The 25,597-nt window shown below is 70.8% G+C and carries 26 protein-coding genes and 1 tRNA gene; 15 read left to right on the top strand and 12 right to left on the bottom strand.

The genetic code is table 11. The annotated features are described in order from the left end of the window. Window positions 1-217 precede the first annotated feature (217 nt). Entirely contained in the window at window positions 218-1,303 is a 1,086-nt protein-coding gene (locus tag STRCI_RS19105; RefSeq protein ID WP_269660175.1) for a C40 family peptidase, read from the bottom strand. Between the two features lie 206 nt (window positions 1,304-1,509). Continuing rightward, the gene (locus STRCI_RS19100) at window positions 1,510-2,322 is read right to left on the bottom strand and encodes a class I SAM-dependent methyltransferase (RefSeq protein WP_269660174.1); all 813 of its coding nucleotides are present in this window, start codon (window positions 2,320-2,322) and stop codon (window positions 1,510-1,512) included. 171 nt (window positions 2,323-2,493) lie between these two features. Between STRCI_RS19100 and mshA the strand changes: the two genes are divergently transcribed. From mshA to STRCI_RS19085, 3 genes are all read left to right on the top strand, one after another. After that, window positions 2,494-3,831, top strand: a complete 1,338-nt coding sequence (gene mshA, locus STRCI_RS19095) for a D-inositol-3-phosphate glycosyltransferase (protein ID WP_269660173.1) — start codon at window positions 2,494-2,496, stop codon at window positions 3,829-3,831. Then, entirely contained in the window at window positions 3,824-4,309 is a 486-nt protein-coding gene (locus STRCI_RS19090) for a type III secretion system chaperone family protein (protein WP_269660172.1), read from the top strand. Before mshA ends, STRCI_RS19090 begins: the two co-directional genes overlap by 8 nt. A 114-nt stretch (window positions 4,310-4,423) precedes the next feature. Further along, window positions 4,424-6,064 (top strand): glycosyl hydrolase family 28-related protein, encoded by a 1,641-nt coding sequence (locus STRCI_RS19085; protein WP_269660171.1) that lies wholly within the window; start codon window positions 4,424-4,426, stop codon window positions 6,062-6,064. Here the strand turns inward: STRCI_RS19085 and STRCI_RS19080 are convergent. Further along, window positions 6,043-6,843, bottom strand: a complete 801-nt coding sequence (locus STRCI_RS19080; RefSeq protein WP_269660170.1) for a helix-turn-helix transcriptional regulator — start codon at window positions 6,841-6,843, stop codon at window positions 6,043-6,045. The genes STRCI_RS19085 and STRCI_RS19080 overlap by 22 nt on opposite strands. Window positions 6,844-6,892: 49 nt before the next feature. Between STRCI_RS19080 and STRCI_RS19075 the strand changes: the two genes are divergently transcribed. After that, window positions 6,893-7,336, top strand: coding sequence for a DUF2000 domain-containing protein (locus tag STRCI_RS19075; RefSeq protein WP_269660169.1), 444 nt, complete (start codon window positions 6,893-6,895; stop codon window positions 7,334-7,336). A gap of 5 nt (window positions 7,337-7,341) precedes the next feature. Here the strand turns inward: STRCI_RS19075 and STRCI_RS19070 are convergent, their stop codons facing one another. Further along, window positions 7,342-8,592 (bottom strand): MDR family MFS transporter, encoded by a 1,251-nt coding sequence (locus STRCI_RS19070; protein ID WP_269660168.1) that lies wholly within the window; start codon window positions 8,590-8,592, stop codon window positions 7,342-7,344. Between the two features lie 152 nt (window positions 8,593-8,744). Here STRCI_RS19070 and STRCI_RS19065 point away from each other — a divergent pair, with 152 nt between their 5' ends. Then, complete coding sequence (locus tag STRCI_RS19065) at window positions 8,745-9,506, top strand: phosphoglyceromutase (RefSeq protein WP_269660167.1); 762 nt, start codon at window positions 8,745-8,747, stop codon at window positions 9,504-9,506. 66 nt (window positions 9,507-9,572) lie between these two features. Here STRCI_RS19065 and STRCI_RS19060 read toward each other — a convergent pair whose 3' ends face one another. The 4 genes from STRCI_RS19060 to phoU all read right to left on the bottom strand — a co-directional run bounded on the left by STRCI_RS19060 (window position 9,573) and on the right by phoU (window position 11,153). Next, window positions 9,573-9,824: an SCO4226 family nickel-binding protein gene (locus tag STRCI_RS19060; protein ID WP_269660166.1), complete on the bottom strand. Its 252-nt coding sequence runs from the start codon at window positions 9,822-9,824 to the stop codon at window positions 9,573-9,575. A 15-nt stretch (window positions 9,825-9,839) separates the two neighbouring features. Continuing rightward, window positions 9,840-10,088: an SCO4226 family nickel-binding protein gene (locus tag STRCI_RS19055; RefSeq protein WP_269660165.1), complete on the bottom strand. Its 249-nt coding sequence runs from the start codon at window positions 10,086-10,088 to the stop codon at window positions 9,840-9,842. Window positions 10,089-10,204: 116 nt separating this feature from the next. Next, window positions 10,205-10,360 carry a hypothetical protein gene (locus STRCI_RS19050; protein ID WP_269660164.1) on the bottom strand — a complete coding sequence of 52 codons (156 nt, stop codon included), beginning with the start codon at window positions 10,358-10,360 and terminating at the stop codon, window positions 10,205-10,207. A 103-nt stretch (window positions 10,361-10,463) separates the two neighbouring features. Continuing rightward, window positions 10,464-11,153 (bottom strand): phosphate signaling complex protein PhoU, encoded by a 690-nt coding sequence (gene phoU / locus STRCI_RS19045; RefSeq protein ID WP_015659561.1) that lies wholly within the window; start codon window positions 11,151-11,153, stop codon window positions 10,464-10,466. A 233-nt stretch (window positions 11,154-11,386) separates the two neighbouring features. Between phoU and phoR the strand changes: the two genes are divergently transcribed. Both phoR and phoP read left to right on the top strand, forming a co-directional pair. After that, a complete protein-coding gene (phoR, locus tag STRCI_RS19040) occupies window positions 11,387-12,664 on the top strand; it encodes a two-component system sensor histidine kinase PhoR (protein WP_015659562.1) in 1,278 nt (425 codons plus the stop codon). A gap of 5 nt (window positions 12,665-12,669) precedes the next feature. Continuing rightward, window positions 12,670-13,341, top strand: a complete 672-nt coding sequence (phoP, locus tag STRCI_RS19035; RefSeq protein ID WP_004000192.1) for a two-component system response regulator PhoP — start codon at window positions 12,670-12,672, stop codon at window positions 13,339-13,341. Between the two features lie 79 nt (window positions 13,342-13,420). Here phoP and STRCI_RS19030 read toward each other — a convergent pair whose 3' ends face one another. After that, a complete protein-coding gene (locus STRCI_RS19030; protein WP_269660163.1) occupies window positions 13,421-14,116 on the bottom strand; it encodes a copper chaperone PCu(A)C domain-containing protein in 696 nt (231 codons plus the stop codon). 615 nt (window positions 14,117-14,731) lie between these two features. Here STRCI_RS19030 and STRCI_RS19025 point away from each other — a divergent pair. From STRCI_RS19025 to STRCI_RS19000, 6 genes are all read left to right on the top strand, one after another. Then, complete coding sequence (locus STRCI_RS19025; protein WP_003953493.1) at window positions 14,732-15,214, top strand: CarD family transcriptional regulator; 483 nt, start codon at window positions 14,732-14,734, stop codon at window positions 15,212-15,214. A 323-nt stretch (window positions 15,215-15,537) separates the two neighbouring features. Further along, window positions 15,538-16,302 (top strand): 2-C-methyl-D-erythritol 4-phosphate cytidylyltransferase, encoded by a 765-nt coding sequence (gene ispD, locus STRCI_RS19020; RefSeq protein ID WP_269660162.1) that lies wholly within the window; start codon window positions 15,538-15,540, stop codon window positions 16,300-16,302. Then, on the top strand, window positions 16,292-16,798 hold the full coding sequence (gene ispF, locus STRCI_RS19015; protein WP_269660161.1) for a 2-C-methyl-D-erythritol 2,4-cyclodiphosphate synthase: 507 nt from the start codon (window positions 16,292-16,294) through the stop codon (window positions 16,796-16,798). Before ispD ends, ispF begins: the two co-directional genes overlap by 11 nt. A gap of 33 nt (window positions 16,799-16,831) precedes the next feature. Then, window positions 16,832-18,232, top strand: a complete 1,401-nt coding sequence (cysS, locus tag STRCI_RS19010; RefSeq protein ID WP_269660160.1) for a cysteine--tRNA ligase — start codon at window positions 16,832-16,834, stop codon at window positions 18,230-18,232. A 98-nt stretch (window positions 18,233-18,330) separates the two neighbouring features. Further along, window positions 18,331-19,272 carry a 23S rRNA (guanosine(2251)-2'-O)-methyltransferase RlmB gene (rlmB, locus tag STRCI_RS19005; protein ID WP_269660159.1) on the top strand — a complete coding sequence of 314 codons (942 nt, stop codon included), beginning with the start codon at window positions 18,331-18,333 and terminating at the stop codon, window positions 19,270-19,272. A 117-nt stretch (window positions 19,273-19,389) separates the two neighbouring features. Then, entirely contained in the window at window positions 19,390-21,006 is a 1,617-nt protein-coding gene (locus tag STRCI_RS19000; RefSeq protein WP_269660158.1) for a DoxX family protein, read from the top strand. A gap of 115 nt (window positions 21,007-21,121) precedes the next feature. Here the strand turns inward: STRCI_RS19000 and STRCI_RS18995 are convergent, their stop codons facing one another. The 3 genes from STRCI_RS18995 to STRCI_RS18985 form a co-directional block, all read right to left on the bottom strand. After that, window positions 21,122-21,853 (bottom strand): nucleotidyltransferase family protein, encoded by a 732-nt coding sequence (locus tag STRCI_RS18995; protein ID WP_269660157.1) that lies wholly within the window; start codon window positions 21,851-21,853, stop codon window positions 21,122-21,124. 102 nt (window positions 21,854-21,955) lie between these two features. Beyond that, window positions 21,956-22,411: a hypothetical protein gene (locus tag STRCI_RS18990; protein WP_269660156.1), complete on the bottom strand. Its 456-nt coding sequence runs from the start codon at window positions 22,409-22,411 to the stop codon at window positions 21,956-21,958. A gap of 205 nt (window positions 22,412-22,616) precedes the next feature. Continuing rightward, window positions 22,617-23,753, bottom strand: a complete 1,137-nt coding sequence (locus STRCI_RS18985; RefSeq protein WP_269660155.1) for an ABC transporter ATP-binding protein — start codon at window positions 23,751-23,753, stop codon at window positions 22,617-22,619. A gap of 205 nt (window positions 23,754-23,958) precedes the next feature. Between STRCI_RS18985 and STRCI_RS18980 the strand changes: the two genes are divergently transcribed. Both STRCI_RS18980 and STRCI_RS18975 read left to right on the top strand, forming a co-directional pair. Further along, window positions 23,959-24,032 (top strand) — tRNA-Thr (locus tag STRCI_RS18980). A gap of 87 nt (window positions 24,033-24,119) precedes the next feature. Then, the gene (locus STRCI_RS18975) at window positions 24,120-25,592 is read left to right on the top strand and encodes a VMAP-C domain-containing protein (protein ID WP_269660154.1); all 1,473 of its coding nucleotides are present in this window, start codon (window positions 24,120-24,122) and stop codon (window positions 25,590-25,592) included. The last annotated feature ends 5 nt before the right edge of the window (window positions 25,593-25,597 follow it).

Here is a 25,597-nt window from a genome sequence, read left to right as displayed (position 1 = left end):
GACCATAGCGGTAGTCGGCACCGCAAAGGAATGGTGCAGGCCACGCCGCCCCGCGGCTGGCCGCTGTCATATGCCGCGTTCCGTACCGCAGTTGGGCAGGGTGCTGGGCGCCGAGGAATGACGAACGTCACGTCCACCCCGGGTTTGGGGCGGCATTTGGGGTGCGGTGCGTCACGTGGCCCCGGTCACCACCCGGACATTTAGGGTGACTTCGGTCTCAGGCGCCCGGCCGTACGACCGCCAGGATCGGCATCGAACCGGCCCCCGCGACCGTCACCGTGCGCCCCGGCCGCGGGGCGTGCACGATCGCGCCGTCCCCGACGTACATCGCGACATGGCTGGCGTCGTCGTTGTAGATGATGAGGTCACCGGGCCGCATGTCCTTGATGTCGATGCGCTTGAGCTGCTTCCACTGCTCCTGCGAGGTGCGCGGAATCGGCTGTCCCGCCGCGGCCCAGGCCTGTGAGGTGAGCCCGGAGCAGTCGAAGGTGTCCGGCCCCTCGGCGCCCCATTCGTACGGCTTGCCCAACTGTGCGGTGGCGTACGCCACGGCCTTCTTGCCCTGCGCGGTCGCCTTGCCGTCGATCTCGTCGAGTATCCCGGAGTCCAGCCAGTCGGTCTGGGCCTCGTGGGCGGCCTGCCGTTCCAGCTCGGCGAGGCGCTCCTTCTCCTCCGCCTCCAGCTCCGACTCCAGCTCCTCGGCGGCCTTGATCTGCTTCTTGATCTTCGCCTTCGCCTTGGCCTTGGCCTTGCGGTTGGTCTCCAGCTTCTCCCACTGGGCGGAGGCGTCCTTGGAGTACTGCTCCAAGTCCTCCTGGGTGCGGGTCATTTCGCCGAGCAGCCCCTTGGTGGCGCGCTCGCCCTGGATCACCCGGCCCGCGCCGTCGAGGAACTCCTGGGGGTCGTCGCTGAGCATCAGCTTGGCCTCGTCGGGCAGTCCGCCGCTGCGGTACTGCGCGGCGGCCGCGGCGCCGGCCCGCTTCTTCAGCTCGTCCAGCTTCTTCTTGCCCTGGACGATCTTCTTCGCCAGCGCCACGATCTCGGCCGACTGCTTCTCGGCCTTCTCCTCGGCGAGGTTGTACGCGTCGGTGGCGACGGCGGCGTCGTGATAGAGCCGGTCCAGCTTCTTGCGTACGGCCTCAAGCTCCGCGTTGGTGACCGGAGTCGGGGTGGGCGTCGCGCTGGTGCTGGGCGTGGGTGTGGGCGTCGGACTCGCGAAGGCGGTGCCCGGTGCCGCCAGGACGGTCACCGCGCAGACCACGGTGATGGCAGCGGCGATGAGGCTGCGCCTGCCCGTACCCATACCACTTCCCCCAACCTGATTTACCGTCAGTAACTTACGGACGTCTGGGGGATGGTGCCATGTCCCGACGTAAAACGACAGAGGCTGTGCATCCTGCTGCTTCCCCCCTTACCCGCCCCGTCATGACGATCTCCCCGCCTATGTGACGAACGACTCACGGAGATCGTTCCCCGCAGGTCGCAGGGGGCGAGCCGGTCCTACGGCTCTCACCGGACCGGCGCCAACGCCCCCCACGCCACCGTCACTTCCCCCTGCCGCCACCGCACCGGCCCGTCCGTCACCGGCCAGTCGGCCGTCAGATCCCGCACCGCGCGCATCCAGCGCTGTCGGGCGCCGTAGGAGGCGTAGGGCGCGGCGGCGGCCCAGGCGCGGTCGAAGTCCCGCAGGAAGGCGTGCACCGGTTCGCCGGGCACGTTCCGGTGGATGAGCGCCTTCGGCAGCCTTTCGGCGAGATCCGAGGGGCGCTCCAGCGACCCGAGCCGGGTCGCGAAGGTCACCGTGCGCGGCCCCTCAGGACCGAGCGCGACCCACACGTGCCGGCGCCCGATCTCGTCACAGGTCCCCTCGACCAGCAGTCCGCCCCGCGAGCCGTTCGCGGCCGGGGCGAGCCGCGCGCACAGCCGCTCCCACACGGCGGCGACCTCGCCCTCCTCGTACTGGCGCAGCACATTGGCGGCCCGGACGAGCATCGGCCGCCCGGCGAGGGGGATCTCGAACCCGCCGTGCCGGAAGACCAGTCCGGCGCGCTCGTAGGGGCGGGCCGCCGCGACCCGGGCCGGTTCGATCTCGACGCCGACCACCCGCGCGCGCGGGGCGACGGTTCGCAGTCGCCCGAGCAGTTCCACGGCCGTCCAGGGGGCCGCGCCGTAGCCGAGATCGACCGCGACGGGATCCCCGGCCCGGCGCAGCTCGGCGCCGTGCGTCGCCGCGATCCAGCGGTCCATGCGGCGCAGGCGGTTGGGGTTGGTGGTCCCGCGCGTCACCGTGCCTACGGGGCGGGAGGCGGCGCGGGCTGTCATGCGTACGAGGGTATCGGCACGCAACCGGGCATCGAACGGTTGAGCGATCAGCGGTAATGATTCGGCAAAGAACCCTCCGCCGGAAATGGAGCCGCCGCCTCCGGTGTTGCACCCCCGTGGAGGGCCCGCACGTCCTCCCAAAGGCATGCCCGCAGCGAGGAGGAACGCCACGTGAGCCACTACGTCAGCAGGCTCGGGCGTCGCTCCCCGGCGGCACCCTCCCGGCTGCGGCTGCACCGCCGCCCCCGCCGGGTCGCGATGCTCTCCGTGCACACCTCACCGCTCCACCAGCCCGGCACCGGTGACGCCGGCGGCATGAACGTCTACATCGTGGAGCTCGCGCAGCGCCTCGCCGCGATCAACATCGAGGTCGAGATCTTCACCCGCGCGACCACCGCCGCCCTCCCGCCCACCGTCGAGATGGCCCCGGGCGTCCTCGTCCGGCACGTCGACGCGGGCCCCTACGAGGGCCTGGCCAAGGAGGAACTCCCAGCCCAGCTCTGCGCCTTCACTCACGGTGTGATGCAGGCCTGGGCCGGTCACCGCCCCGGCTACTACGACCTGGTCCACTCGCACTACTGGCTCTCCGGCCACGTCGGCTGGCTCGCCGCCCAGCGCTGGGGCACCCCCCTGGTGCACGCCATGCACACCATGGCCAAGGTCAAGAACGCCAACCTCGCCGAGGGCGACACCCCCGAGCCCGCCGCCCGGGTCATCGGCGAGACCCAGATCGTGGCCGCCGCGGACCGCCTCATCGCGAACACCGCCGAGGAGTCCGACGAACTCGTCCGCCACTACCACGCGGCCCCCGACAAGGTCGCCGTGGTCCACCCCGGCGTCAACCTCGACCGCTTCGCGCCCGCCGACGGCCGCGCCGCAGCCCGCGCCCGCCTCGGCCTGCCCCAGGACGCCCTGATCCCGCTCTTCGCGGGTCGCATCCAGCCCCTGAAGGCGCCGGACGTCCTGCTCCGCGCGGTCGCCGTCCTGCTCGACCAGCGCCCCGAGCTGCGCTCGCGCATCATCGTCCCGGTCGTCGGCGGCCCCAGCGGCAGCGGCCTCGCCAAGCCCGAGGGGCTCCAGAAGCTGGCGGCCCGCCTGGGCATCGCCGATGTGGTGCGGTTCCGTCCGCCCGTCGGCCAGCAGCAGCTCGCGGACTGGTTCCGGGCCGCCTCGGTCCTCGTCATGCCCTCCTACAGCGAGTCCTTCGGCCTGGTCGCCATAGAGGCCCAGGCGGCCGGCACCCCGGTGCTGGCGGCGTCGGTCGGCGGACTGCCGGTGGCCGTGCACGACGGGCGGACCGGTTTCCTCGTACGCGGCCACCAGCCCGCCGAGTACGCGCGCGTGCTGCTCGATTTCGCCGAGAACCCGGAGCTGACCGCCCGGATGGGCGCCGCCGCGGCCCGGCACGCCCAGTCCTTCGGCTGGGACACCGCGGCCGCCGCCACGGCGGACGTCTACACGGCCGCGACCCAGGCCCACCGCCGTCGCGTACGCTCCCACCATGGGTGACGCGCGGCAGGTCGTAGAGGATTTCCTCCAGGACGCGGAGCTGGAGTGGGAGAGCCCCGACCCCGGCACCTACGTGGTCAAGCTGCCCGGCACCCGCAAGCTGTCGACCACCGTGTCCCTGCTGCTCGGCCGCCACTCCCTGTCGCTCAACGCCTTCGTCATCCGCCACCCCGACGAGAACGAGTCCGGCGTCCACCGCTGGCTCCTGGAGCGCAACCTCAAGCTGTACGGCGTCAGTTACGCCGTCGACCACCTCGGCGATGTCTACGTCGCCGCCAAGCTCCCGCTCTCGGCGGTCACCGGCGAGGAGCTGGACCGGCTGCTCGGTCAGACCCTGGAGGCCGCCGACGGCGCCTTCAATACCTTGCTGGAGCTGGGCTTCGCGAGCGCCATCCGCAGGGAGTACGAGTGGCGCGTGGCGCGCGGTGAGTCGACCCGCAATCTGGACGCGTTCAAGCATCTGACCGAGCGCCCGTAACGCGCTCGTCGCTCACGCACACCCCTTTCCCCGCCCAGGGGCTCCGTGGCATGCTCACGGCCAGCACATTCCTGAACGTCGTTCATATCCATGAATATGAAGGGGTGGCTGGACATGAACCACGGGAACATCGGCAGACGCGCATTCCTGATCGGCGCCACCGCGGTGGCCCTCGGCGCGACGGCCGGACCGGCGCGGGCGGCCGAAGTCCCGGCCCTCTGGCGGGAGTTCACCCGCAGCCCCTTCGACCACCCGCAGATCCCCTACGTCGGCCGGGCCGGCAGCCGCGCCAGGACCACCCGCCCGCGCCCCGTCACGAGCGTCACCGACTTCGGCGCCGTCCCCGACGGCACGACGGACTGCGCTCCCGCGATCAACCGTGCCATCGCCGCCGCCGGAAGGGCCGGCGGTGGCACGGTGCTCATCCCGCCCGGCACCTTCCGCATCGACGACGTGATCCGCCTCGGCCACTCGAACGTCGTCCTGCGCGGCGCCGGCAGCGCCCGTACGACGCTGTACGCGACCAGGCACCTCACCGAGCTGATCGGCGTCTACGGCTCCCGCTACGGCGGCGACAAGTCCTCCTGGTCCTGGGCCGGGGGCCTGATCTGGCTGGCTCCGGAGGCCCGTTGGCGGTCCCTGACCGACGCGATCCGCGCGAAGGCGTGGCCGTTCGAGGGCTGGACCGGCAACAAGCGCGACGAGTGGAGCACCCTCACCACCGTCGAACCGGCCCGCCAGGGCTCCTGGACGATCACCGTCGCCGACCCCCGCCCCCTCAGGCCCGGCGCCCTCGTCCTGCTCCGCCTCGCCGATGACGCCGACCACACCCTGCTGGAGCACATGTGCGGCGGCGGCCCCGGCACCGAGGCGTACTCCTGGGACGACAAGACGAAACTGACCTCCTACGTCCCCTACGAGTGGCCGGTCCGCGTCACCCGCGTACAGGGCCGCCGTATCACCCTCGAACGCCCCCTCCCGCTGGATATCCGCCCCGAATGGGACCCCCGACTGACCACCCACGCCGAGGAGTTGACCGGCTCGGGCGTCGAAGGGCTCACCCTGGAGGCGACGGAGACCCCGCAGCAGCCGCACCTCCTCGACAAGGGCTTCAACGGCGTCACCTTCCAGTGCGCGTACGACTGCTGGGCGGACGACGTCACCGTCCGGCACGTCGACAACGGCTTCGGCCTGGTCGCCGCCTCCGCCTGCACCCTGCGCCGCACGCGCGTGGCGGGCCGCGGCTCGCACCACCCGTACTTCTGCCGCGAGGGCTCGCACGACAACCTCATTGAGGACTTCACGATCGAACAGCGCACCACCCCGGCCCCGTCCGGCACCCAACTGCACGGCATCAACGTCGAGGGCCTGTCCTCGTACAACGTCTGGTCGCGCGGGGTCATGGAGATGGGCACCTTCGACAGCCACCGCGGACTGCCCTTCGCCAACGTCCGCACCGACATCACGGTGAACAACAACGGCCGCCACGGCGGCGACGCGAGCGCCGGGCCCCTCTTCGGCGCCCGCTTCACCCACTGGAACATCCGCGTCACCAACGGCCGCGCGGGCCTGATGAAACTCGACGGACTCGCCCCCTGCAGCGCCACGGTCGGCATCAACGAGGTCCGCGAGTTCGACCAGATCGACGTCCCCGACTTCACCGGCGACCTGAACACCCGCCTGGAGCTGTACGGCACGACGGACGCCGTACGGCCCCGCAATCTGTACGAGGCTCAGGTCGAACTGTCCCGGTAGCGGCCCGGGGTCACCCCCACCAGACGCCGGAAGTGCCGGGTGAGATGGGCCTGGTCGTAGAAGCCGGTGCCGAGGGCCGCGTCGGCGGGGCGGGCGCCCGCCAGGAGCAGCCGGCGGGCCCGCTCGACCCGGCGCGAGGTCAGGTACTGGTGCGGGGCGATGCCGTAGGCGCCGCTGAACGTCCGTACGAGATGGGCGGGATGTGCCTCCAGCAGCTGCGCCGCCTCCTCCAGTGCGAGCCCCTCCACGACGCGTTCGTCGAGGAGTTCGCGCAGGCGGCGGGCGAGGGCGGGGTCGGGGCGGTCCCCGCCCTGCGCCTGTGGCGTCGCCCGCAGATGCTCCCGCAGCCGTTCCCCGACGAGCGTGAGCCGGCTCTCCGCCTCCAACTCCTCACCGGGGCGGGCGAGGGCGGTGTGCAGCTGGCCCACGCGGTGCCTGAGCAGCGGGTCGCGCAGGTCGGGGGTGTCCACCGCGGCGCCGATGAGCCGGTCGTCAAGACGGGTCGTGTCCAGGTAGATCACCCGCTTGCGGAAGCCGTGCGGGGTGGCGGGGGAGCCGTTGTGCGGGACGTGCGGCGGCAGCAGGCTCACCGTGTCGTGCGGGGTGCCGTGCTCGTGCCGGTCGAGGTCGTAGCGGACGGCGCCGTCGTCGACGATCAGCAGGGTCCAGGCCTCGTGGACGTGCATCGGGTAGGCGTACTCGGTGAAGTGCGCGTGGAAGACCTCCACGACCCCCGGGACACGGGGACGCCAGGCGGTCACCTCGGGCTGCGCGGCCATGCAAAAAACGTACAAGACGCGGGCGTCGGGCGGTCGGCAGTCTCGGAGTATGAGCGAGCAGCCTTTCCGAAGCGTGCAGCCTGTCCGATTCGACACGAAGATCGCCGTGGTCCTGCGGGACGACCTGGAGCCCTGGCAGCGGCTGAACGTGACCGCGTTCCTGGTCAGCGGCCTGGGGACCGAGATCCCGGAGGTGATCGGGGAGCCGTACGAGGACGCCGACGCGGTGGCGTATCTGCCGATGTTCCGGCAGCCGGTGCTGGTCTTCGAGGGCTCCAAGGAGACGCTGAAGGCGGCCCACGCGCGTGCGCTGTCCCGCGCGCTGCCCCGGGCCGTCTTCACTTCCGACCTGTTCACCACCGGCAACGACCGCGACAACCGGGCCGCCGTACGGGCCGTGTCCACGGGCGACCTGGACCTGGTGGGGCTCGCGGTGTACGGCCCGCGCAACGCGGTGGACAAGGTGGTGAAGGGGGCGCGGATGCACCACTGAGGGGATCAGGCGGCGGCGGTCTCGGAGCGGGCCGGAACCATGGCGACCGGCTCCTCGACCGGGAGGCGCCGCATCAGGACGCCGTACCCGAGCCCGGCCAGCGTCCCGATCACCGCGCACAGCCCCCACAGCCACTCCGCCCCGTACCGGTCGATGACCAGGCCCGACATCAGCGGCGCGACGAGGGAGGCGACGGCCCAGGACATCGTGTACATGCCCTGGTAGCGGCCGCGGCCATGAGTGGGGGAGAGCCGGACGACCAGGCTGGTCTGGGTCGGGGCGTTGACGATCTCCGCCAGGGTCCAGACGCAGACGGTGAGCGCGAACACCCCGACGGACCCGGCGAAGGCGGTGAGCCCGAAGCCGTACCCCGCGAGGACCGAGGAGATGACGAGCAGCCGCCGCGGATCCCGGTGCTCGATGAACCGGGTGACGGGAATCTGGAGAACGACGATGAGGAACCCGTTGACGGCGATGGCCATGCCGTAGTCGGCCGCGGTGAATCCGGCGTCGCCCATGGCGACGGGCAGTCCGACGGAGCCCTGCTGGAAGACGAGCGCGATGAGGAACGACAACCCCACGAGCCCCATGAACCGCCCGTCCCGCAGCACGGTCCCGAGACCTACGGCGGCCTCCTCGGCCTTCGCTGTCGCGGTGCGCTCGGGCCGGGACTCGGGCACCTTGAGGAAGACGACGATCGCGCAGACGAAGGTCATGGCGGCCTCGATGACGAACCCGGCCCGGTAGCTGTACTCGGCGATGAACCCGGCGGCCATGGAGGAGACGGCGAAACCGAGGTTGATGGCCCAGTAGTTGAGCGAGAAGGCGCGGACGCGGTCCTCGGGCCGGACGATGTCGGCCATCATCGCCTGCACGGCCGGCCGGGAGGCGTTGGAGGCCATGCCGACCAGGAAGGCGACCCACGCGATGGCGACGGGGTGCTGCACGAACCCGAGCGCGGCGACGGCGAGGGCGGTGGCGCTCTGCGAGATCAGCAGCGTGGGGCGCCGCCCGAGCCGGTCGGTCATCACCCCGCCGCCGAGCGAGGAGATGACCCCGCCGAGGCCGTGGAGGGCGGCGACGAGACCGGCGTAGGAGGCGGAGTAGCCGCGGTCCAGCGTCAGATACAGGGCCATGAAGGTGGCGACGAAGCCGCCGAGCCGGTTGACGAGGGTGCTGGTCCACAGCCACCAGAACTCCCGCGGCAGCCCCGAGACGGACTCCCGGGCGGCACGTCTCAGGGCGGCGACGGACATGGGGATCCCCCGGGTGGTGTAAGTGGCGTAGGCGGCAACGACAACTTACGAAGCCTCGGCGCCCGGGGGCTACTCAATTAGCAGATCCCGTCAACCGTCCGCGTTCTGGTCGGGGGCGCAACCGATCAGAGGGTTCGATTACGCTCCTTCCCATGGCCGACGCACCGTACAAGCTGATCCTCCTCCGCCACGGCGAGAGCGAATGGAACGCGAAGAACCTGTTCACCGGCTGGGTGGACGTCAACCTCAACGAGAAGGGCGAGAAGGAGGCGGTCCGCGGCGGTGAACTCCTGAAGGACGCCGGTCTTCTCCCCGACGTGGTCCACACGTCCCTCCAGAAGCGCGCGATCCGCACCGCCCAGCTCGCCCTGGAGTCCGCGGACCGCCACTGGATCCCGGTCCACCGCTCCTGGCGCCTGAACGAGCGCCACTACGGCGCCCTCCAGGGCAAGGACAAGGCCCAGACGCTCGCCGAGTTCGGCGAGGAGCAGTTCATGCTCTGGCGCCGCTCCTACGACACCCCGCCGCCGGCCCTTGCGGACGGCACCGAGTTCTCCCAGTCCGAGGACCCGCGCTACGCCTCCATCCCGCCGGAGCTGCGCCCGCGCACGGAGTGCCTGAAGGACGTCGTCGTCCGCATGCTCCCCTACTGGTACGACGGCATCGTCCCCGACCTCCTGGCGGGCCGCACGGTCCTGGTCGCCGCCCACGGCAACAGCCTGCGCGCCCTGGTCAAGCACCTCGACGGCATCTCCGACGCCGACATCGCGGGCCTGAACATCCCCACGGGCATCCCGCTGTCGTACGAACTGGACGCCGACTTCAAGCCGCTCAACCCCGGCGGCACCTACCTCGACCCCGAGGCGGCCGCGGCCGCCATCGAGGCGGTCAAGAACCAGGGCAAGAAGAAGTAACCACGCTCACGGCCAAGGCCCCCGCCGGTGGATTCTCCGCCGGTGGGGGCCTTGTCGTCGGGGTGCTCACACGGCCAGGGGTACCGCGTGGATCTCGTCCGGGCGGGTTGCGCCCGCGTGTTCGTGGGCCCGGTGCACGGCTTCCGCCGAGGGGCCCTCGGAGAGGCAGTAGACCGTGCCGGACTCCGGGTCGGCCCAGGCGTGCTCGAAGTGGACGCCTGCCTCCTTCTCGATCGCGACCGCCGCTTCGTGACCCTCGCGCAGCTGGTCCGCCGTGATGCCCTGCATCCCGTGGTGGACGTCCATGAATCGGGTCATGGCCCATCGCCTCCCTTATACCGACAACGGCACCGGGTGGATCTCGTCGGCCTTGTGACCGGTGCGCTCGTGGATGCGCTGGACCGCTTCCGCCGAGGGTGCCTCGGAGAGGCAGTAGACGATCCCGGACTCCGGGTCGGCCCAGGCCCGCTCGAAGTGGACTCCCTCTTCCTTCTCGATCGCCAGGTCCGCCCTGTGGGCCGCCATCAGCTCGTCGGATGTGATGCCCTGCATTCCGTGGTGTACGTCCATGAACCGCGCCATGGCACGACTCCTTCCGGTCTCCTCCGGCTCTTCCTTCCATGCTGCGCCCGACCGGCGGCGGCAGCACGATGAAGGGCCCCGGCGCGATGCCGGGGCCCTTCACCGTCGTAGAACGGTCAACCGCACTGGCACGGGTTGCCGGACTGGCACCCGCAGCCGCACCCCGAACCGCAGCCGCACGCGGCGATCAGGGTCAGGTTCCTGATCTCGGCGGGCTCTTCGGTCCGGCGTTCCTGCGTGGGGTCGGGCGTGGGGTTGGGGGAGTCGGCCATGGTCCCTCCTCGGTGAGGCCGGTGCCTCTTTCCCCATTGCATGCCCGCCCCACGCGGCGCATCAACGGCGCACGGAGGCTCCGCCGCACGCCCCCGAGTGCGGTCAGGCGCCCTCGACGCCCGCCACCGGCTGGATGTCCTGCTGGAGCTCGTCGGCGTGCTCACCCGTCACCAGGAACACCACACGCTTGGCCACGGCCACCGCGTGGTCGGCGAACCGCTCGTAGTAGCGGCCCAGCAGCGTCACGTCCACGGCCGTCTCGATGCCGTGCTTCCAGCGCTCGTCCATGAGGTGCTGGAAGAGCGTGCGGTGCAGCAGGTCCATCTCGTCGTCGTCCGTCTCCAGCTGGAGCGCCAGGTCGACGTCCTTCGTGATGATCACCTCGGCCGCCTTCGCCATCAGGCGCTGCGCGAGCTGCCCCATCTCCAGGATCGTGGCGTGCAGGTCGTGCGGGATCGCCCGCTCCGGGTACCGCAGCCGGGTCAGCTTGGCCACGTGCTGGGCCAGGTCGCCGGAGCGCTCCAGGTCCGCCGACATCCGCAGCGAGGTGACCACGATCCGCAGATCCGTGGCGACCGGCTGCTGCCGGGCGAGCAGGGCTATCGCGCGCGCCTCCAGGTCGTGCTGGAGATCGTCGACCTTCTGGTCCGCCTCGATCACGCTCTCCGCCAGCTTGAGGTCGGAGTCGAGTATGGCGGTCGTGGCGCGTCCGATCGCCGACCCGACCAGCCGGGCCATCTCCACCAGGCTGTCGCTGATCGAGTCAAGTTCCTCGTGGTACGCGTCCCGCATGAGGGTTCCCTCTCGTACGTGTTCTTGGGGGTTCCGGGGGCCGGGGCCAGTGTGCACGTCCTGCTGAACCGGCGCTATCGCACCCCACGCTCATACCCTCTGACCTGCACGCGTCCGTTTCCGCCACCTCAAATGAACCATTGCTGGCTCCTGGGTGAACTCTGGGCGACGAGTGTTCGAGGTCGCAGTCCGATGGCTGTGGCCATGACCGCAGGCGTGCCTAACCTGGATGCATGGACGTGAACGCGGCGGTCGCCGCAGCGGCAGCGATCGCCGGGGTACTCACCGGTGTCATCGCCATGCTGGCGTTCCGCTGGAGCGAACGCGACCAGGCGCGACCCACCCGAACCTCCCTGCACACCGACCCGGTACTGCCCCCGGGCGTCGACACGGTGCTGTCCGTGCTCCGCTCCTCCGCGGTCGTACTGGACGAGGCCGACGCCGTCGTCAAGGCCAGCTCCGCCGCGTACGCCCTCGGGCTGGTGCGTGGCGGCCGGCTCTCCGTGGAACCGATGCTCCAGATGGCCCGGGACACCCGGCGCGACGGCGAGATACGCCAGGTCGAGCTGGATCTGCCCCGGCGCGGCGGCGGCCGCGGCGAGGCCCTCGCGGTCTCCGCCAGAGTGGCGCCGCTCGGCTCCCGGCTGGTGCTCCTGCTCGTCGAGGACCTCACCGAGGCCCGGCGGATAGAGGCGGTACGGCGCGACTTCGTCGCCAATGTCAGCCATGAGCTCAAGACCCCCGTGGGCGCGCTCTCCCTCCTCTCCGAGGCCGTCATGGACGCCTCGGACGACCCGGAGGCGGTGGAGCGGTTCGCGGGGCGCATGCAGATCGAGGCGACCCGGCTCACCAACCTCGTCCAGGAGCTGATCGACCTCTCCCGGGTCCAGAACGACGACCCGCTGGATGACGCCGAACCCGTTCGGGTCGACGAACTGGTGGCCGAGGCCATCGACCGCTGCCGGCACGCCGCCGGCACCAAGCAGATCACCATGGCCGCCGGCGGCACCGCCGACCTGAGCATCTGGGGTCACCGCGGCCAGCTCGCCGCGGCCCTCGGCAACCTCGTCGAGAACGCCGTCAACTACTCCCCGGCCCGCACCCGCGTCGGTATCGCCGCCCGCCGGCTGACCGCGCCCGGCGGGGACCACATCGAGATCGCCGTGACCGACCAGGGCATCGGCATCTCCGACAAGGACAAGGAGCGCATCTTCGAGCGCTTCTACCGCGTCGACCCGGCCCGCTCCCGTGCCACCGGCGGTACGGGGCTCGGGCTGGCGATCGTCAAGCACGTGGCCGCCTCGCACGGCGGGGAGGTCACGGTGTGGAGTTCCGAGGGACAGGGCTCCACGTTCACCCTGAGACTGCCGGAGGCGGGCGCGGCCCGCGACCGAGCTCAGCAGCATCCCGTCCTCGACGACGAGGCCGGGCGCCCCGCCGACCCGTCCCACGACACACCCCCCGAGTCAGCCGCGTACCAAACGCTTTCCGCCCCGGAGGTCCATCCGTGACCCGAGTGCTCGTCGTCGAGGACGAGGAATCCTTCTCAGACGCCCTGTCGTACATGCTCCGCAAGGAGGGCTTCGAGGTCGCGGTCGCGACCACCGGGCCCGACGGACTCGACGAGTTCGAGCGCAACGGCGCCGACCTCGTCCTCCTCGACCTGATGCTGCCCGGCCTGCCGGGCACGGAGGTCTGCCGCCAGCTGCGCGGCCGCTCCAACGTCCCCGTCATCATGGTGACCGCCAAGGACAGCGAGATCGACAAGGTGGTCGGCCTGGAAATAGGAGCCGATGACTACGTCACCAAGCCGTTCTCCTCGCGCGAGCTGGTCGCCCGTATCCGGGCCGTGCTGCGCCGCCGCGGCGAGCCCGAGGAGGTCACCCCGGCCGCGCTGGAGGCGGGTCCGGTCCGTATGGACGTCGACCGTCATGTGGTCACGGTCTCCGGCTCCAAGGTCGACCTCCCGCTCAAGGAGTTCGACCTCCTGGAGATGCTCCTGCGCAACGCGGGCCGCGTCCTGACCCGCATGCAGCTCATCGATCGCGTCTGGGGCGCCGACTACGTCGGCGACACCAAGACCCTGGACGTCCACGTCAAGCGCCTCCGAGCAAAGATCGAGCCGGACCCGGGCGCGCCTCGATACCTGGTGACGGTCCGGGGCCTCGGCTACAAGTTCGAGCCGTAGACCAGCGCGTAGCGATACGACGAAGGCGGGCCCCCTCTCCACAGAGGGGGCCCGCCTTCTTGCGTGCTGCTACGTCGGCTCAGTGGCCGGCGGCCTCGTGGGACGCGCTCGACGACGCCGAGGCGGCGTCGGTCGGGGTGCCGGAGGCGCCGTCGGCGGCCTCGCCCGTGGCTTCGCCGGTGGCCTCACCCGTCGCCTCGCCGGTCGCCTCGCCCGTCGGCTCACCGGTCGGGGACGCGGTGTCCTCGCTCGGCGCCGCCGGGACCTCGGTCGGGCCCCAGCCGGTGAAGTAGCTCTCGGCCGGGACCACGAAGGCCTGCAGGCTCACGTCACCGGTCGTGCTGAAGGTGAAGGTCACCTCCTGCGCGGCGCCGTCCTGGACGGACTCCGGGGTGGCCTCCAGCACCGCGGACGCGTTGTCCGCGCCGCCGATGATCAGCGAACCGCCGGCCGGGATGTTCAGGCTCCGGCCCTTGGCGGCCTTCAGCGCCACCGGCCCGTCGGCCCCGTCGACGGTGATCGACTCCAGCTTCTGGGCGCTGGTGCCCGTGTTGAACAGCGTCGCGGAGACGGCGGCCGGGCCGCTGGCCTCGGGGTCCGGCTGGGTGATGACGACGGCGTTCTGGATCTTGATGTCGCCGACCGTGGTGGCCGCGTTGTCCGGCTGGATCTCCAGGGTCTGTGCGTTGTTGCCGGCGCCGCACGCGGCGAGCGGGAGAATCGAGAACGTGATGGCGGCCGCGGCGAGGGCGCCGCGTCGAAGGCTGCTGCTCACGGCGGCGGCAACTCCTTGACTCGAACGGGGCGGGCGCGTAAAGCCGCCCTAAGTGTCTGTCAGCGGCCTTAGGTTACCGAGCCGTTCCCGCGCGGCCGCACCCGACCCTCCCCTGGGCGCGGTAAGTGCCTCCGTCTTCACCCGTCCCGGCGCCCACAAGTGACCCGCCGGTCACTTTGCGGTCGTCCTGGTCCGCCATTCACATAAGTCCCGTGGGCATACCCACGACACCGGCCCGCGAAATTTCCGTGAAGGAATGCACGACCCACCGGAAATTGATCACCGACCGTGCCTCGACCGCCCCTCGTGATCAATTATGGAATCGTCCGGTACCCGACTCGGGACGCCGAACGGACTAGCGGAAGTCGCACAACTGGAACCGGACATATCGGGATGTTCATCCGCCTGGGAGGGCTGCCGGAAGTGTGTGACGTGCGCGTTTCACGTCCCCTGGAGAGCCGCTCCGACCTGCGAATACCTTCTTCCGGTCGGCCCGCGCAGCACGTTCCTGTTGCTGTTGTCAAGCCCCGAGATATGCCCTGACCTGCGAAAACGCCATTCAGAACCCGCAGTTTCCGTGTTACCCTGGATAGCCACGGAAGGGGTACCTGTCACATGACGTTCAAGGTTGGCGACACCGTGGTCTATCCCCATCACGGGGCCGCGCTGATCGAGGCCATCGAAACTCGCCAGATCAAAGGCGTGGACAAGACCTACTTGGTGCTGAAGGTCGCCCAGGGTGACCTGACGGTACGTGTGCCAGCGGACAATGCGGAGTTCGTCGGCGTGCGTGATGTGGTCGGTCAGGACGGGCTGGACCGGGTCTTCGAGGTGCTGCGCGCGCCGTACGCCGAGGAGCCCACGAACTGGTCGCGTCGTTACAAGGCAAATCTGGAGAAGCTCGCCTCCGGCGATGTCATCAAGGTCGCGGAAGTCGTGCGTGACCTGTGGCGTCGTGAGCGCGAGCGCGGACTCTCCGCTGGTGAGAAGCGCATGCTCGCCAAGGCCCGCCAGATCCTGGTGAGCGAGCTGGCCCTCGCGGAGAACACCAACGAGGACAAGGCGGAGGCCCTCCTCGACGAGGTCCTCGCATCCTGACGCCCGCTGTAGGCGGTCAGCCCACATTGCTGCGTTAGTCAAGAAAAGTGCCGCGGTGCCCGATGACGTTTGCCGTCGCCGGGCGCTGCGGCATGTTCGCATATATGACGTATATGAGTGCCGACCAAGGTCGTACACCCAGCCGTCCACCCAAGCCGTCCATCCAAAGGACACCTTCGGGAGGACTTCCCCCCGATACTTGGCGTGCCGGGCCCGGGCAGCTGGCTCGACCGGTGTCACGGAAGGGTCCGGTCAAGGCGTCGCGCCCGGCACTTCCCAGGCCATACCCACGCCAGGCCAGCACACAAACCTGACAGGAACCGATGTCTGACGAATCGCGCCCTTCGCCCGCGCAGGCCAGTCCGACCGCTCGCACGGCTGCCGTGATTCCGGCCGCCGGCCGGGGTGTACGCCTCGGTCCCGGCGCCCCCAAGGCGCTCCGTGCGCTGGGCGGCACCCCCATGCTGATCCACGCGGTGCACGCGATGGCCGCGTCCCGTGCCGTCTCCCTGGTCGTCGTCGTGGCCCCGCCCGACGGCGCCGCCGAGGTGAAATCCCTGCTCGACGCGCACGCGCTGCCCGAGCGCACCGACTTCCTGGTGGTCCCCGGCGGCGCCGAACGCCAGGACTCCGTGAAGCTCGGGCTGGACGCGCTGCCGCCCGAGTACGACATCGTCCTGGTGCACGACGCGGCCCGCCCGCTCGTCCCGGTGGACACCGTCGACGCCGTCATCGAGGCGGTACGGGACGGCGCCCCCGCGGTGGTGCCCGCGTTGCCGCTCGCCGACACCGTCAAGGAGGTCGAACCGGCCGGGACGCCGGGCGAGCCCGAACCGGTCGTCGCCACCCCGCCGCGGGCCCGGCTGCGGGCGGTGCAGACCCCGCAGGGCTTCGACCGGGCGACCCTGGTCCGCGCCCACGAGACGGTCACCGACCAGGTCACCGACGACGCCGGCATGGTCGAGCAGCTCGGCCTCACCGTCGTGGTCGTGCCCGGCCACGAGGAGGCCTTCAAGGTGACCCGCCCGCTGGACCTGGTCCTCGCCGAGGCGGTCCTGGCACGCCGGAGGCTCAACGATGGCTTCTGAGCGGTACCCCCTGCCCCAGGTGGGCATCGGCACCGACATCCACGCCTTCGAGGAGGGCCGCGAGCTGTGGTGCGCGGGCCTGAAATGGGAGGGCGAGGGCCCGGGTCTCGCCGGTCACTCCGACGCCGACGTCGTCGCGCACGCCGCCTGCAACGCGCTCTTCTCCGCCGCCGGTCTCGGTGACCTCGGCCGGCACTTCGGCACCGGCCGCCCCGAGTGGTCCGGTGCCTCCGGGGTGACCCTCCTGACGGAGGCCGCCCGCATCGTCCGCGAGGCCGGTTTCGTCATCGGCAACATCGCGGTGCAGGTCGTAGGCCCGAGACCGAAGATCGGCAAGCGCCGGGACGAGGCGCAGAAACTGCTGTCGGAGGCGGCGGGGGCACCGGTGTCGGTCTCGGGCGCGACGACGGACGGACTGGGCTTCCCGGGCCGGGAGGAAGGCCTGATGGCGGTGGCAACGGCGTTGGTCGTCAAAGCAGCGTTCGGAGAGGGGTGAGGGCACCGTCCCCGGCCCACTACCCTAGGCATCGTGACTATTCGCCTGTACGACACCAGCGCCCGGCAGATCCGTGACTTCGCCCCGCTCACGCCGGGTTGTGTCTCGATCTACCTGTGTGGCGCCACCGTGCAGGCGGCCCCGCACATCGGCCACATCCGGTCCGGCCTGAACTTCGACATCATGCGCCGCTGGTTCGAGTACCGCGGCTACGACGTCACGTTCATCCGCAACGTCACCGACATCGACGACAAGATCATCACCAAGTCGGCGGACCAGAACCGCCCGTGGTGGTCGATCGGCTACGAGAACGAGCGCGCGTTCAACGACGGCTACACCGCCCTCGGCTGCCTGCCGCCGACGTACGAGCCGCGAGCCACCGGCCATGTCACCGAGATGGTCGAGATGATGCGCGGCCTGATCGAGCGCGGCCACGCCTACGAGGCCGACGGCAACGTCTACTTCGACGTGAAGTCCTTCCCGGAGTACCTGCGCCTGTCCAACCAGGAGCTGGACAACCTGCTCCAGCCCTCCGGCGAGGGCGAGACGGGCAAGCGGGACCCCCGGGACTTCGCGATGTGGAAGTCGGTCAAGCCGGGCGAGCCGAGCTGGGAGACGCCGTGGGGCCGGGGACGGCCCGGCTGGCACCTGGAGTGCTCGGCGATGGCCCACAAGTACCTGGGCTCGGCCTTCGACATCCATGGCGGCGGCCTGGACCTGATCTTCCCCCACCACGAGAACGAGATCGCCCAGGCCAAGGCCTTCGGTGACGAGTTCGCCCGGTACTGGGTGCACAACGCCTGGGTCACCATGAGCGGCGAGAAGATGTCCAAGTCGCTGGGCAACTCCGTGCTGGTCAGCGAGATGGTCAAGACCTGGCGCCCGATCGTGCTGCGCTACTACCTCGGCACCCCGCACTACCGCTCGATGATCGAGTACAGCGAGGACGCCCTGCGCGAGGCCGAGTCGGCGTTCGCGCGGATCGAGGGCTTCGTGCAGCGCGTGGTGGAGCTCGCCGGGCACGCCGTGGAGCCGGCCGCCGAGGTGCCGACCGCGTTCGCCGAGGCCATGGACGACGACCTGGGCGTCCCGCAGGCGCTCGCGATCGTGCACACCACCGTCCGGCAGGGCAACTCCGCCCTCGCCGCCGACGACAAGGAAGCCGCCGTGGCCCGCCTCGCCGAGGTGCGCGCCATGCTCGGCGTCCTCGGCCTGGACCCGCTCGCCCCGCACTGGGCGGGCGAGAGCGACCGCGGCGAAGATCTGCACGGCGTGGTCGACAGCCTCGTACGCCTGGTGCTCGACCAGCGTGAGGCCGCGCGGGCCCGTAAGGACTGGGCCACCGCGGACGCCATCCGGGACCAGCTGGGACAGGCCGGACTGGTCATCGAGGACAGCCCGCAGGGGCCGCGCTGGAACCTCGGCGCGCGCTGAACGCAGTGATCGATTGTGCCGCCCGGCCGTCCGGGCGGCACACTGCATAGACGTACGCCCTTTTTTGGGTTCACCGCTACACAGAGAACAGGTAGGTCATGGCCGCGAACAACCGCCGCATGTCCGGCAAGAAGGGCGCGCAGGTCGGCAGTGGCGGCCAGCGGCGCCGGGGCCTGGAGGGCAAGGGGCCGACGCCGCCCGCCGAGATGCGCAAGGGGCACAAGAAGAACCGCATCGCCAGCGCCAAGGCCAAGCAGGTCCAGCGCCGTCCGGTGGCGCGTGGCCGGGGCGGCAAGGGCACCTCCGAGCTGGTGGTCGGCCGTAACCCGGTCGTCGAGGCGCTGCGCGAGGGCGTGCCCGCGAACACGCTCTACGTCCAGCAGTTCATCGACAACGACGAGCGGGTGCGCGAGGCGCTCCAGCTCGCGGCCGAGCGCGGCGGCATCAACCTCATGGAGGCCCCGCGTCCCGAGCTGGACCGGATGACCAACGGCCTCAACCACCAGGGCCTGGTCCTCCAGGTCCCGCCGTACGAGTACGCCCACCCCGAGGACCTCGCCGACGCCGCCGCCGGCGAGGGCGCGGACCCGCTGATCGTCGCCCTGGACGGGGTCACCGACCCGCGCAACCTGGGTGCCGTCGTGCGCTCCGTCTCCGCCTTCGGCGGCCACGGCGTCGTCGTCCCCGAGCGCCGCGCGGCCGGGATGACCGCGGGTGCCTGGAAGACCTCCGCCGGTACGGCGGCCCGTACGCCGGTCGCCCGGGCCACCAACCTGACCCGCGCGCTGGAGCAGTACAAGAAGGCCGGGATCGTGGTCGTCGGTCTCGCCGCCGACGGCGAGGTCGAACTCGGCGATCTTGAGGCCCTCGGCGGCCCGGTCGTCGTCGTGGTCGGCAGCGAGGGCAAGGGCCTGTCCCGACTGGTCGGCGAGACCTGCGACTTCCGCGTCCGCATCCCCATGCCGGGTGGTGCCGAGTCGCTGAACGCCGGTGTGGCGGCGGGGATCGTGCTGTACGAGGCGGCGCGGCGACGCGCCTGAACGCTCGTCCGGGGCGTCACCCGTACGGGGTAATCCGGTCGTTCAGGGCAAGCTTGACGCGGTCCGGACAGATCCGGCAGGTCAAAGCAGTGTCCTAAACACACGTCACTCTGTTAGATGAGTGTGGACACCAGAACACCCCGCACACCCACGGGGGACCGCTCGTCGGGATTCGACGACGCTCCCGCGCTGAGCATGGTGAAGGTGCCGAGCGATCCGGCGCAGATCATCGTCAATCACGCGAGCTTCCGCGTGCAGTTGGGCGCGTCGACGAGACGCAGCCAATCGCCGCGTATCGCACGGCACTTGAGCGCCACCGAGGGCACCCCCCGCGTCCCGGTGGCCGGCGCCACCGCCCGCCGTCGGCCCGTCGTCTGGAGCGGCAGGTCGGCGCCCGACGACACCGGCGCCCACCGGCTGCTCCAGGCGGTGCGGGGCGCCGGCGTCGGCCATGCCGAGGAACCGGCCGACGCGGGCGCCACCCAGGTCATCCCGCGCGTCGGGGTCAACGACGGGTACGGCGGGGGCGGTTACGACGACCTCGCGCAGACCGTGGAGACCCCCGTGGTCGGCGCCCAGCGCACCCCGCCCGACGGCGACGGCACCCGCCTGCTGCCCGACATGCGCCGGGTCGGCAGCGCCTACGACGAGGAACTCGACTACGACGACCGGGAGTTCGCGGAGCCGGACTTCGCGGAGCCGGACGAGGAGTCGCGGGCCGGGCGCCCCGCGGACGACCCCTCGCGGCACGCCTACTACCCGGGCCGCCGCCTGAACCTGGGCGTCGTCCTCCTCCCGCTGCGCATCTTCCTCGGCTTCATCTCCATCTACGCCGGCATGGGCAAGCTCTGCGATCCCGTCTACTTCGACGGTGGCAAGCGCGGCTCGATGGTGAAGTGGCTCAACACCCTGCACCCCTGGGAAGTCGCCGAGCCGCTGCGCCAGTTCGCCCTGGAGCACCCCGTCGGCTCCGGCCTGGTGATCGCCTTCTTCCAGGTCATCGTGGGCGTCCTCACGATCCTGGGCTGCTGGCAGCGGGTCGCCGCCGTGGTCGGCGCGCTGCTCTCGGCCGCGCTGCTCGTCACCGTCAGCTGGAAGAGCGTCCCCGTCTACGACGCCCCCGACATCATCTATCTGGCCGCCTGGTCCCCGCTGATCATCGCGGGCGCCCCCGTCTACTCCATCGACGGCCGTCTCGCGGGCATGGCCTGGCGCCGCCTCGGACCGCGCTCCGACATCTGGGAGCTGCGCCGCTACGTCCTGCGCCGTGGCGCCCTGATCACCGCCATCGTCACCGGGCTGACCCTGCTGCTCGGTTCGCTGCTCGGCGGCGCCGTCCGCGACTCCGACCGAGTGGTCGTCCCGGGCCCCGGCGAGGCCCCGCGCAACGAACTCCCCGGCTCCCCGCTCCCCTCCGAGCCCGGCGAGCGCCGGGAGCGCACCCCGTCGGCGTCCACCTCCCCGACCCAGGGCGCCACTTCGGCCCCCTCGGCCGGCACGACCGCGACCCCGGACGCCACCCGCGACACCGGCACCGCGGGCACCCCCAGCCAGACGCAGGGCACGGCGGGCCAGGCCCCGCCGCAGCAGTCCGCTCCGGCGAACGAGGCCCCGAGTACCAGCGCGGGCCCGACCTCAGGCGGCACCACCGGCGGCGGCAGCACGCCGGGCGGCACGGGAGGCGGAGGATCCACCTCCGGTGAACCGGGCCTGGTAGGCGGCCTGTTGGGGTAGATGGGCCGGTGGGCGGGATTCTGGGTTAGCCCACCGGCAGCAACAACCGAACCCATGGTTCCCCGCGCTCCCCAGGGGCGCGGGGATCCGCGCGCTCAGCCCCCACCAAGCCGCGCTATTTCCGAAGAGCGGACAGCTCCTTGGCAGCCTCGGTCAGATCCTTCGCCGTATCGATGGCCCGCCAGTACGCGCCCTGCGGAATGGGGAAGCCGGCGAGCCGCAGCTCCCGGGCGAGCCGCGGAAACGTCGTCCGCTCATGATCCCCCCGCTCGGGGAGCATCGCGGCGAACGAGGCGGAGAAGACGTACACACCCGCGTTGATCTCGTACGTCGTCGGCGGCGCCTCGATGAAGTCCGTGACGTGTCCGAAGCCGTCCGTCTGCACGGCGCCCCAGGGGATCCGCGGCCGGGCCAGCGCGAGGGTCGCGACGGCGTCGCGCTCGGCGTGGAAGTCGGCCATGTCGCGCAGCGAGAACCGGGTCCAGATGTCGCCGTTGGTGGCGTACCAGGGGCGGTCGGGGTGCGGCAGATGGGCGGCGGCGTACTTGAGGCCGCCGCCGCGGCCGAGGGGTTCGGTCTCCACGACCGTGGTGACCTGGACCGGGAGGTCCGCCTGGGCGAGCCAGTCCTTGAGGACGTCCGCGAGGTGGCCGCAGCTGACGACGACGTCGGTCACGCCCTCTTCCGCGAGCCAGGCGAGCTGGTGGCCGATGATCGGCGTGCCCGTGCCGGGGATCTCGACCATGGGCTTGGGGCGGTCGTCGGTGTACGGGCGCAGGCGGGAGCCTTGGCCGCCGGCCAGGATGACGGCCTGGGTGGGGCGGGAGGCGGCGTTCGGATCGGTCATGCCCGAACTGTATGTGGCTCTGGTGCCCACGGGGGTGGGGGGTGCTGTGTGATGCGCGCCTGCGGCCCCCCGGGCCCCTGCCAGGGGCCCGGGACGGCTGCGTCAGTTGTGGGCCGCTGCCACGCCCGTGGCGAAGGCCGTGTCGCAGACCGGGCGGGCGTAGGACTGGGCGTGGGTCGGGCCGTAGACGCGGACCGCCGCCCGGCCGAGGGCGCGGGCGATGGAGGCGCAGTGGCGGGCCAGGGAGGGGCGCTCGTCCACGGCCTGCTGGAGGTGGGTGAGCGCGACGCCCGGGTTCTTCCGGGTCAGCTCGGCGATCAGCTGGTCGCGCAGCACGTCCTGCGGGGCGCGGGAGACCGAGCCGGGCTTGGCGTCCGACACCGAGGCGTCCGATGCCGTGAGCACCGAGTCCGAGGGGTTCCCCGACCAGTTGACCCGGGTGACCGCGAGGGTCCCGGAGAGCACCAGGACGACGGGCAGGACAAGGGCGAGCGAGCGGCCGATCCGGCGGGCGGGGCCCTGGCCGCGTCGCGTCTGTTGGTTAGTGGAGTGCTTCACGCGAGTGAGGGTAGCGCCCGGTAATGATTTGGCGACATTTAGTCACCGGTTCGGGGGACGAAGTGCGGCCACTTTTTGGGTAGGGGGTTGACGCCCGCTGATCGAAATGGGTGGTATGCCGGGGTATTTGTCGACAGCGAGAAGGGCCCCGCAGTGGTCTGCGGGGCCCTTCTCGTCAACCTGGGTGATTCACCCGGTTCGTCACTCAGTCGGTGAGACGCTCACCCGTGGAGGTCGAGAACACGTGGGTCTCGCCCGGACGCGGCACGACGTGCAGCTGCGCGCCCTTCTCCGGGACCTGGCGGCCGTTGACCCGGACGACCAGGTCCTTCTGCTCGCCGTTGACCTCGGCGGTGCCGTAGACGTAGCCGTCGGCGCCGAGCTCCTCGACGACGTTGACGGAGACCGCGAGACCGGCCGGGGCGTCCTCGGTGTCCTTGGACAGGGAGGCGGCGGCGCCGCCGTTCTGTTCGACGATGTCGAAGTGCTCGGGGCGGACGCCGACGGTGACCGTGCGGTCGCCCTTGTCGGCGGCGGCCTTCAGGGCGTCACGGTTGACCGGGACGACGCTGTTGCCGAACTTCACGCCGCCGTCAGTGATCGGCACCTCGACCAGGTTCATGGCGGGGGAGCCGATGAAGCCGGCGACGAAGAGGTTGGCCGGGCGGTCGTACATGTTGCGCGGGGAGTCGACCTGCTGGAGCAGACCGTCCTTGAGGACCGCCACACGGTCGCCCATCGTCATGGCCTCGACCTGGTCGTGGGTGACGTAGACCGTGGTGATGCCCAGGCGGCGCTGGAGGGAGGCGATCTGCGTACGGGTCGAGACACGGAGCTTGGCGTCGAGGTTCGACAGCGGCTCGTCCATGAGGAAGACCTGCGGCTCACGCACGATGGCGCGACCCATCGCCACACGCTGGCGCTGACCACCGGAGAGGGCCTTGGGCTTGCGGCCGAGGTACTCGGTGAGGTCCAGGATCTTCGCCGCGTCCTCGACCTTCTGGCGGATCTCCGCCTTCGGCACACCGGCGATCTTGAGCGCGAAGCCCATGTTGTCGGCGACCGTCATGTGCGGGTAGAGCGCGTAGTTCTGGAACACCATGGCGATGTCCCGGTCCTTCGGCGGCAGGTGCGTGACGTCGCGGTCACCGATGCGGATGGCGCCGCCGTTGACGTCCTCGAGCCCCGCGAGCATCCGGAGCGAGGTGGACTTGCCGCAACCCGACGGGCCGACGAGTACGAGGAACTCGCCGTCCTCGATGTGGATGTCGAGAGCGTCGACGGCGGGCTTCTCGGTGCCCGGGTAGATCCGGGTCGCCTTGTCGAACGAGACAGTGGCCATGGTGATGGGCCCCCTTCTACCGGCAGGAACGTGCCGGACGATCCGTTGTAGGAAGGTGGTGGTGTAGTCCATGTGAGTGGACTGACCTCGGACGGTACCTGGCGTTCACCTGCTCTGTCAGCACCCGGACCCCTGTGAACTTCGCGGAAATTTTCGACAGGGGCACGCCGGGCCGTGGGTACACTGCACGGGCACGTGCGTGCACGCCTCCTTAGCTCAGCTGGTCAGAGCGCCGCTCTTGTAAAGCGAAGGTCGTCGGTTCGAATCCGACAGGGGGCTCTTCCTTCCTTTCCCAGGGCCCTGCCACGGCACCCCCTGCGGCCGTACGCTGGTCGGCACAACCGCGCCGGCTGGGGAGGTCACGGGGTGAGAGGGCGCAGTCCGGAACGGGTCCGCAATGAGCTGGTCGTAGCCATTTCGGACGCGCTCCAGGAGTCGGCGACGGTGAGACAGACCGGCAGCCGGGAGTTATGGCGGGAGATGCTCGCCGATGAACTGGGCGCGCAGGTGGAGCCGTTCGGCGGTGACCGGCTGCGGCCCTGGCTGCTCCAGGTGGTCAAGGCGAGTACGGCCGTCGAGTACGGCGCGGCCTGTCTGGTGCGGGCGCTGGAGTACGTGGAGCAGGAGTCGGCGACGGTCGCCGCGTTATGGCCGCTCGTGGACGAGTGGGAGGCCGTCGACTTCTTCGACAGCGCCGACCTCGGCCATCTGCGGCCGGTCCTGGAGTCCCTGCGCACCACCGAGCTGGCGTCGATGGCGCGGCGCGCGAGCCGCTCCCGGGTCCAGGAGCTGCCCCGCTGGTGCCAGACCGGCTGGCAGGTCTTCCTGAGGCTGGCGGGTGAGAACACCCCGCCCGGTGAGCTGCCGCCCAGCATGGCCTTCGTGGCACTGGCCGCCGACCGGTTCGTGGAGGAGGGCTGGATGGAGGCCGCGGAGGGGCTGCGCCGGTTCAACCGCGGCCAGTCCCAGCGGCTGGGTCTTGAGGGCCTGCTGGCCGAGTGGCAGCACGCCGAGCTGCCGCAGCCCGCGCCCTCGGTGGTGCCCGCCTATCTGATGATCCAGTTCGAGCCGGACCGCAACGAGGACGGCCGCTACTACCTCACCCACTGGCGCCAGTCCGACTCCACGGGCTGGCACCCGGTACGCGGTGAAACAGTCCATTTGTGCAGAAATGAGCTGCCGGGTGCGGTGGAGCGGCTGATCGAGGCGTCCGAGGCGCGCTGGGCCGAGATGCGTCAGCCGGTCATTCTGGAGTTCGTCCTGCCTTGGGAACTGCTCAACGAACCGGTCGAGTGGTGGTCGACGGATTCGGATCATCCCGATCCAACCCCTTTGGTCATGGATTATCCCGTTCTGATCCGTTCGCTGGAGCGGCTTCAGCGGGCCGCCTGGCACCGGCCCTGGCACGCCAAGTGGCGGCAGTTGAAGGAGCGCCCGGCCGACAGCCAGCCGCACTGGAGCCGGCCGGCCGAGGACGGCTCGTACTTCTTCCATCTGGAGCGGGAGCTGAAGGAGGACGGGCATGCCGTGTGCCTGGTGCTCAGCGAGCCGCCGGGCGACGACTCGGGCACCGGGCGCCGTGAGGTGCTGGCCGGGCTGCGGGCCGGGGTGCCCGCGATGATCTGGCACCGCTCGGACTGCTCCGACCCGCACTTCCAGGACGCGATCAGCGAGATCCTCCAGGACCGGGGGCTCGGCTCGCTCGCGGAGAGCGTCGGCAAATGGCGCAATGACGCGCTGGCGCTCGGACCCGACGGCTGGGACGGCCATGTCGGGCGTCATCTGGCCATCCTTCTGGACGACCCCGAGCGCAAGCCGGGCCCCCCGGGACCGGTGTAGCGGCG

This window comes from Streptomyces cinnabarinus, assembly GCF_027270315.1.
GTDB lineage: Bacteria > Actinomycetota > Actinomycetes > Streptomycetales > Streptomycetaceae > Streptomyces > Streptomyces cinnabarinus.
The sequence above is the reverse complement of the archived record's forward strand: the minus strand, read 5'-3'. Positions and strand labels throughout refer to the sequence as shown.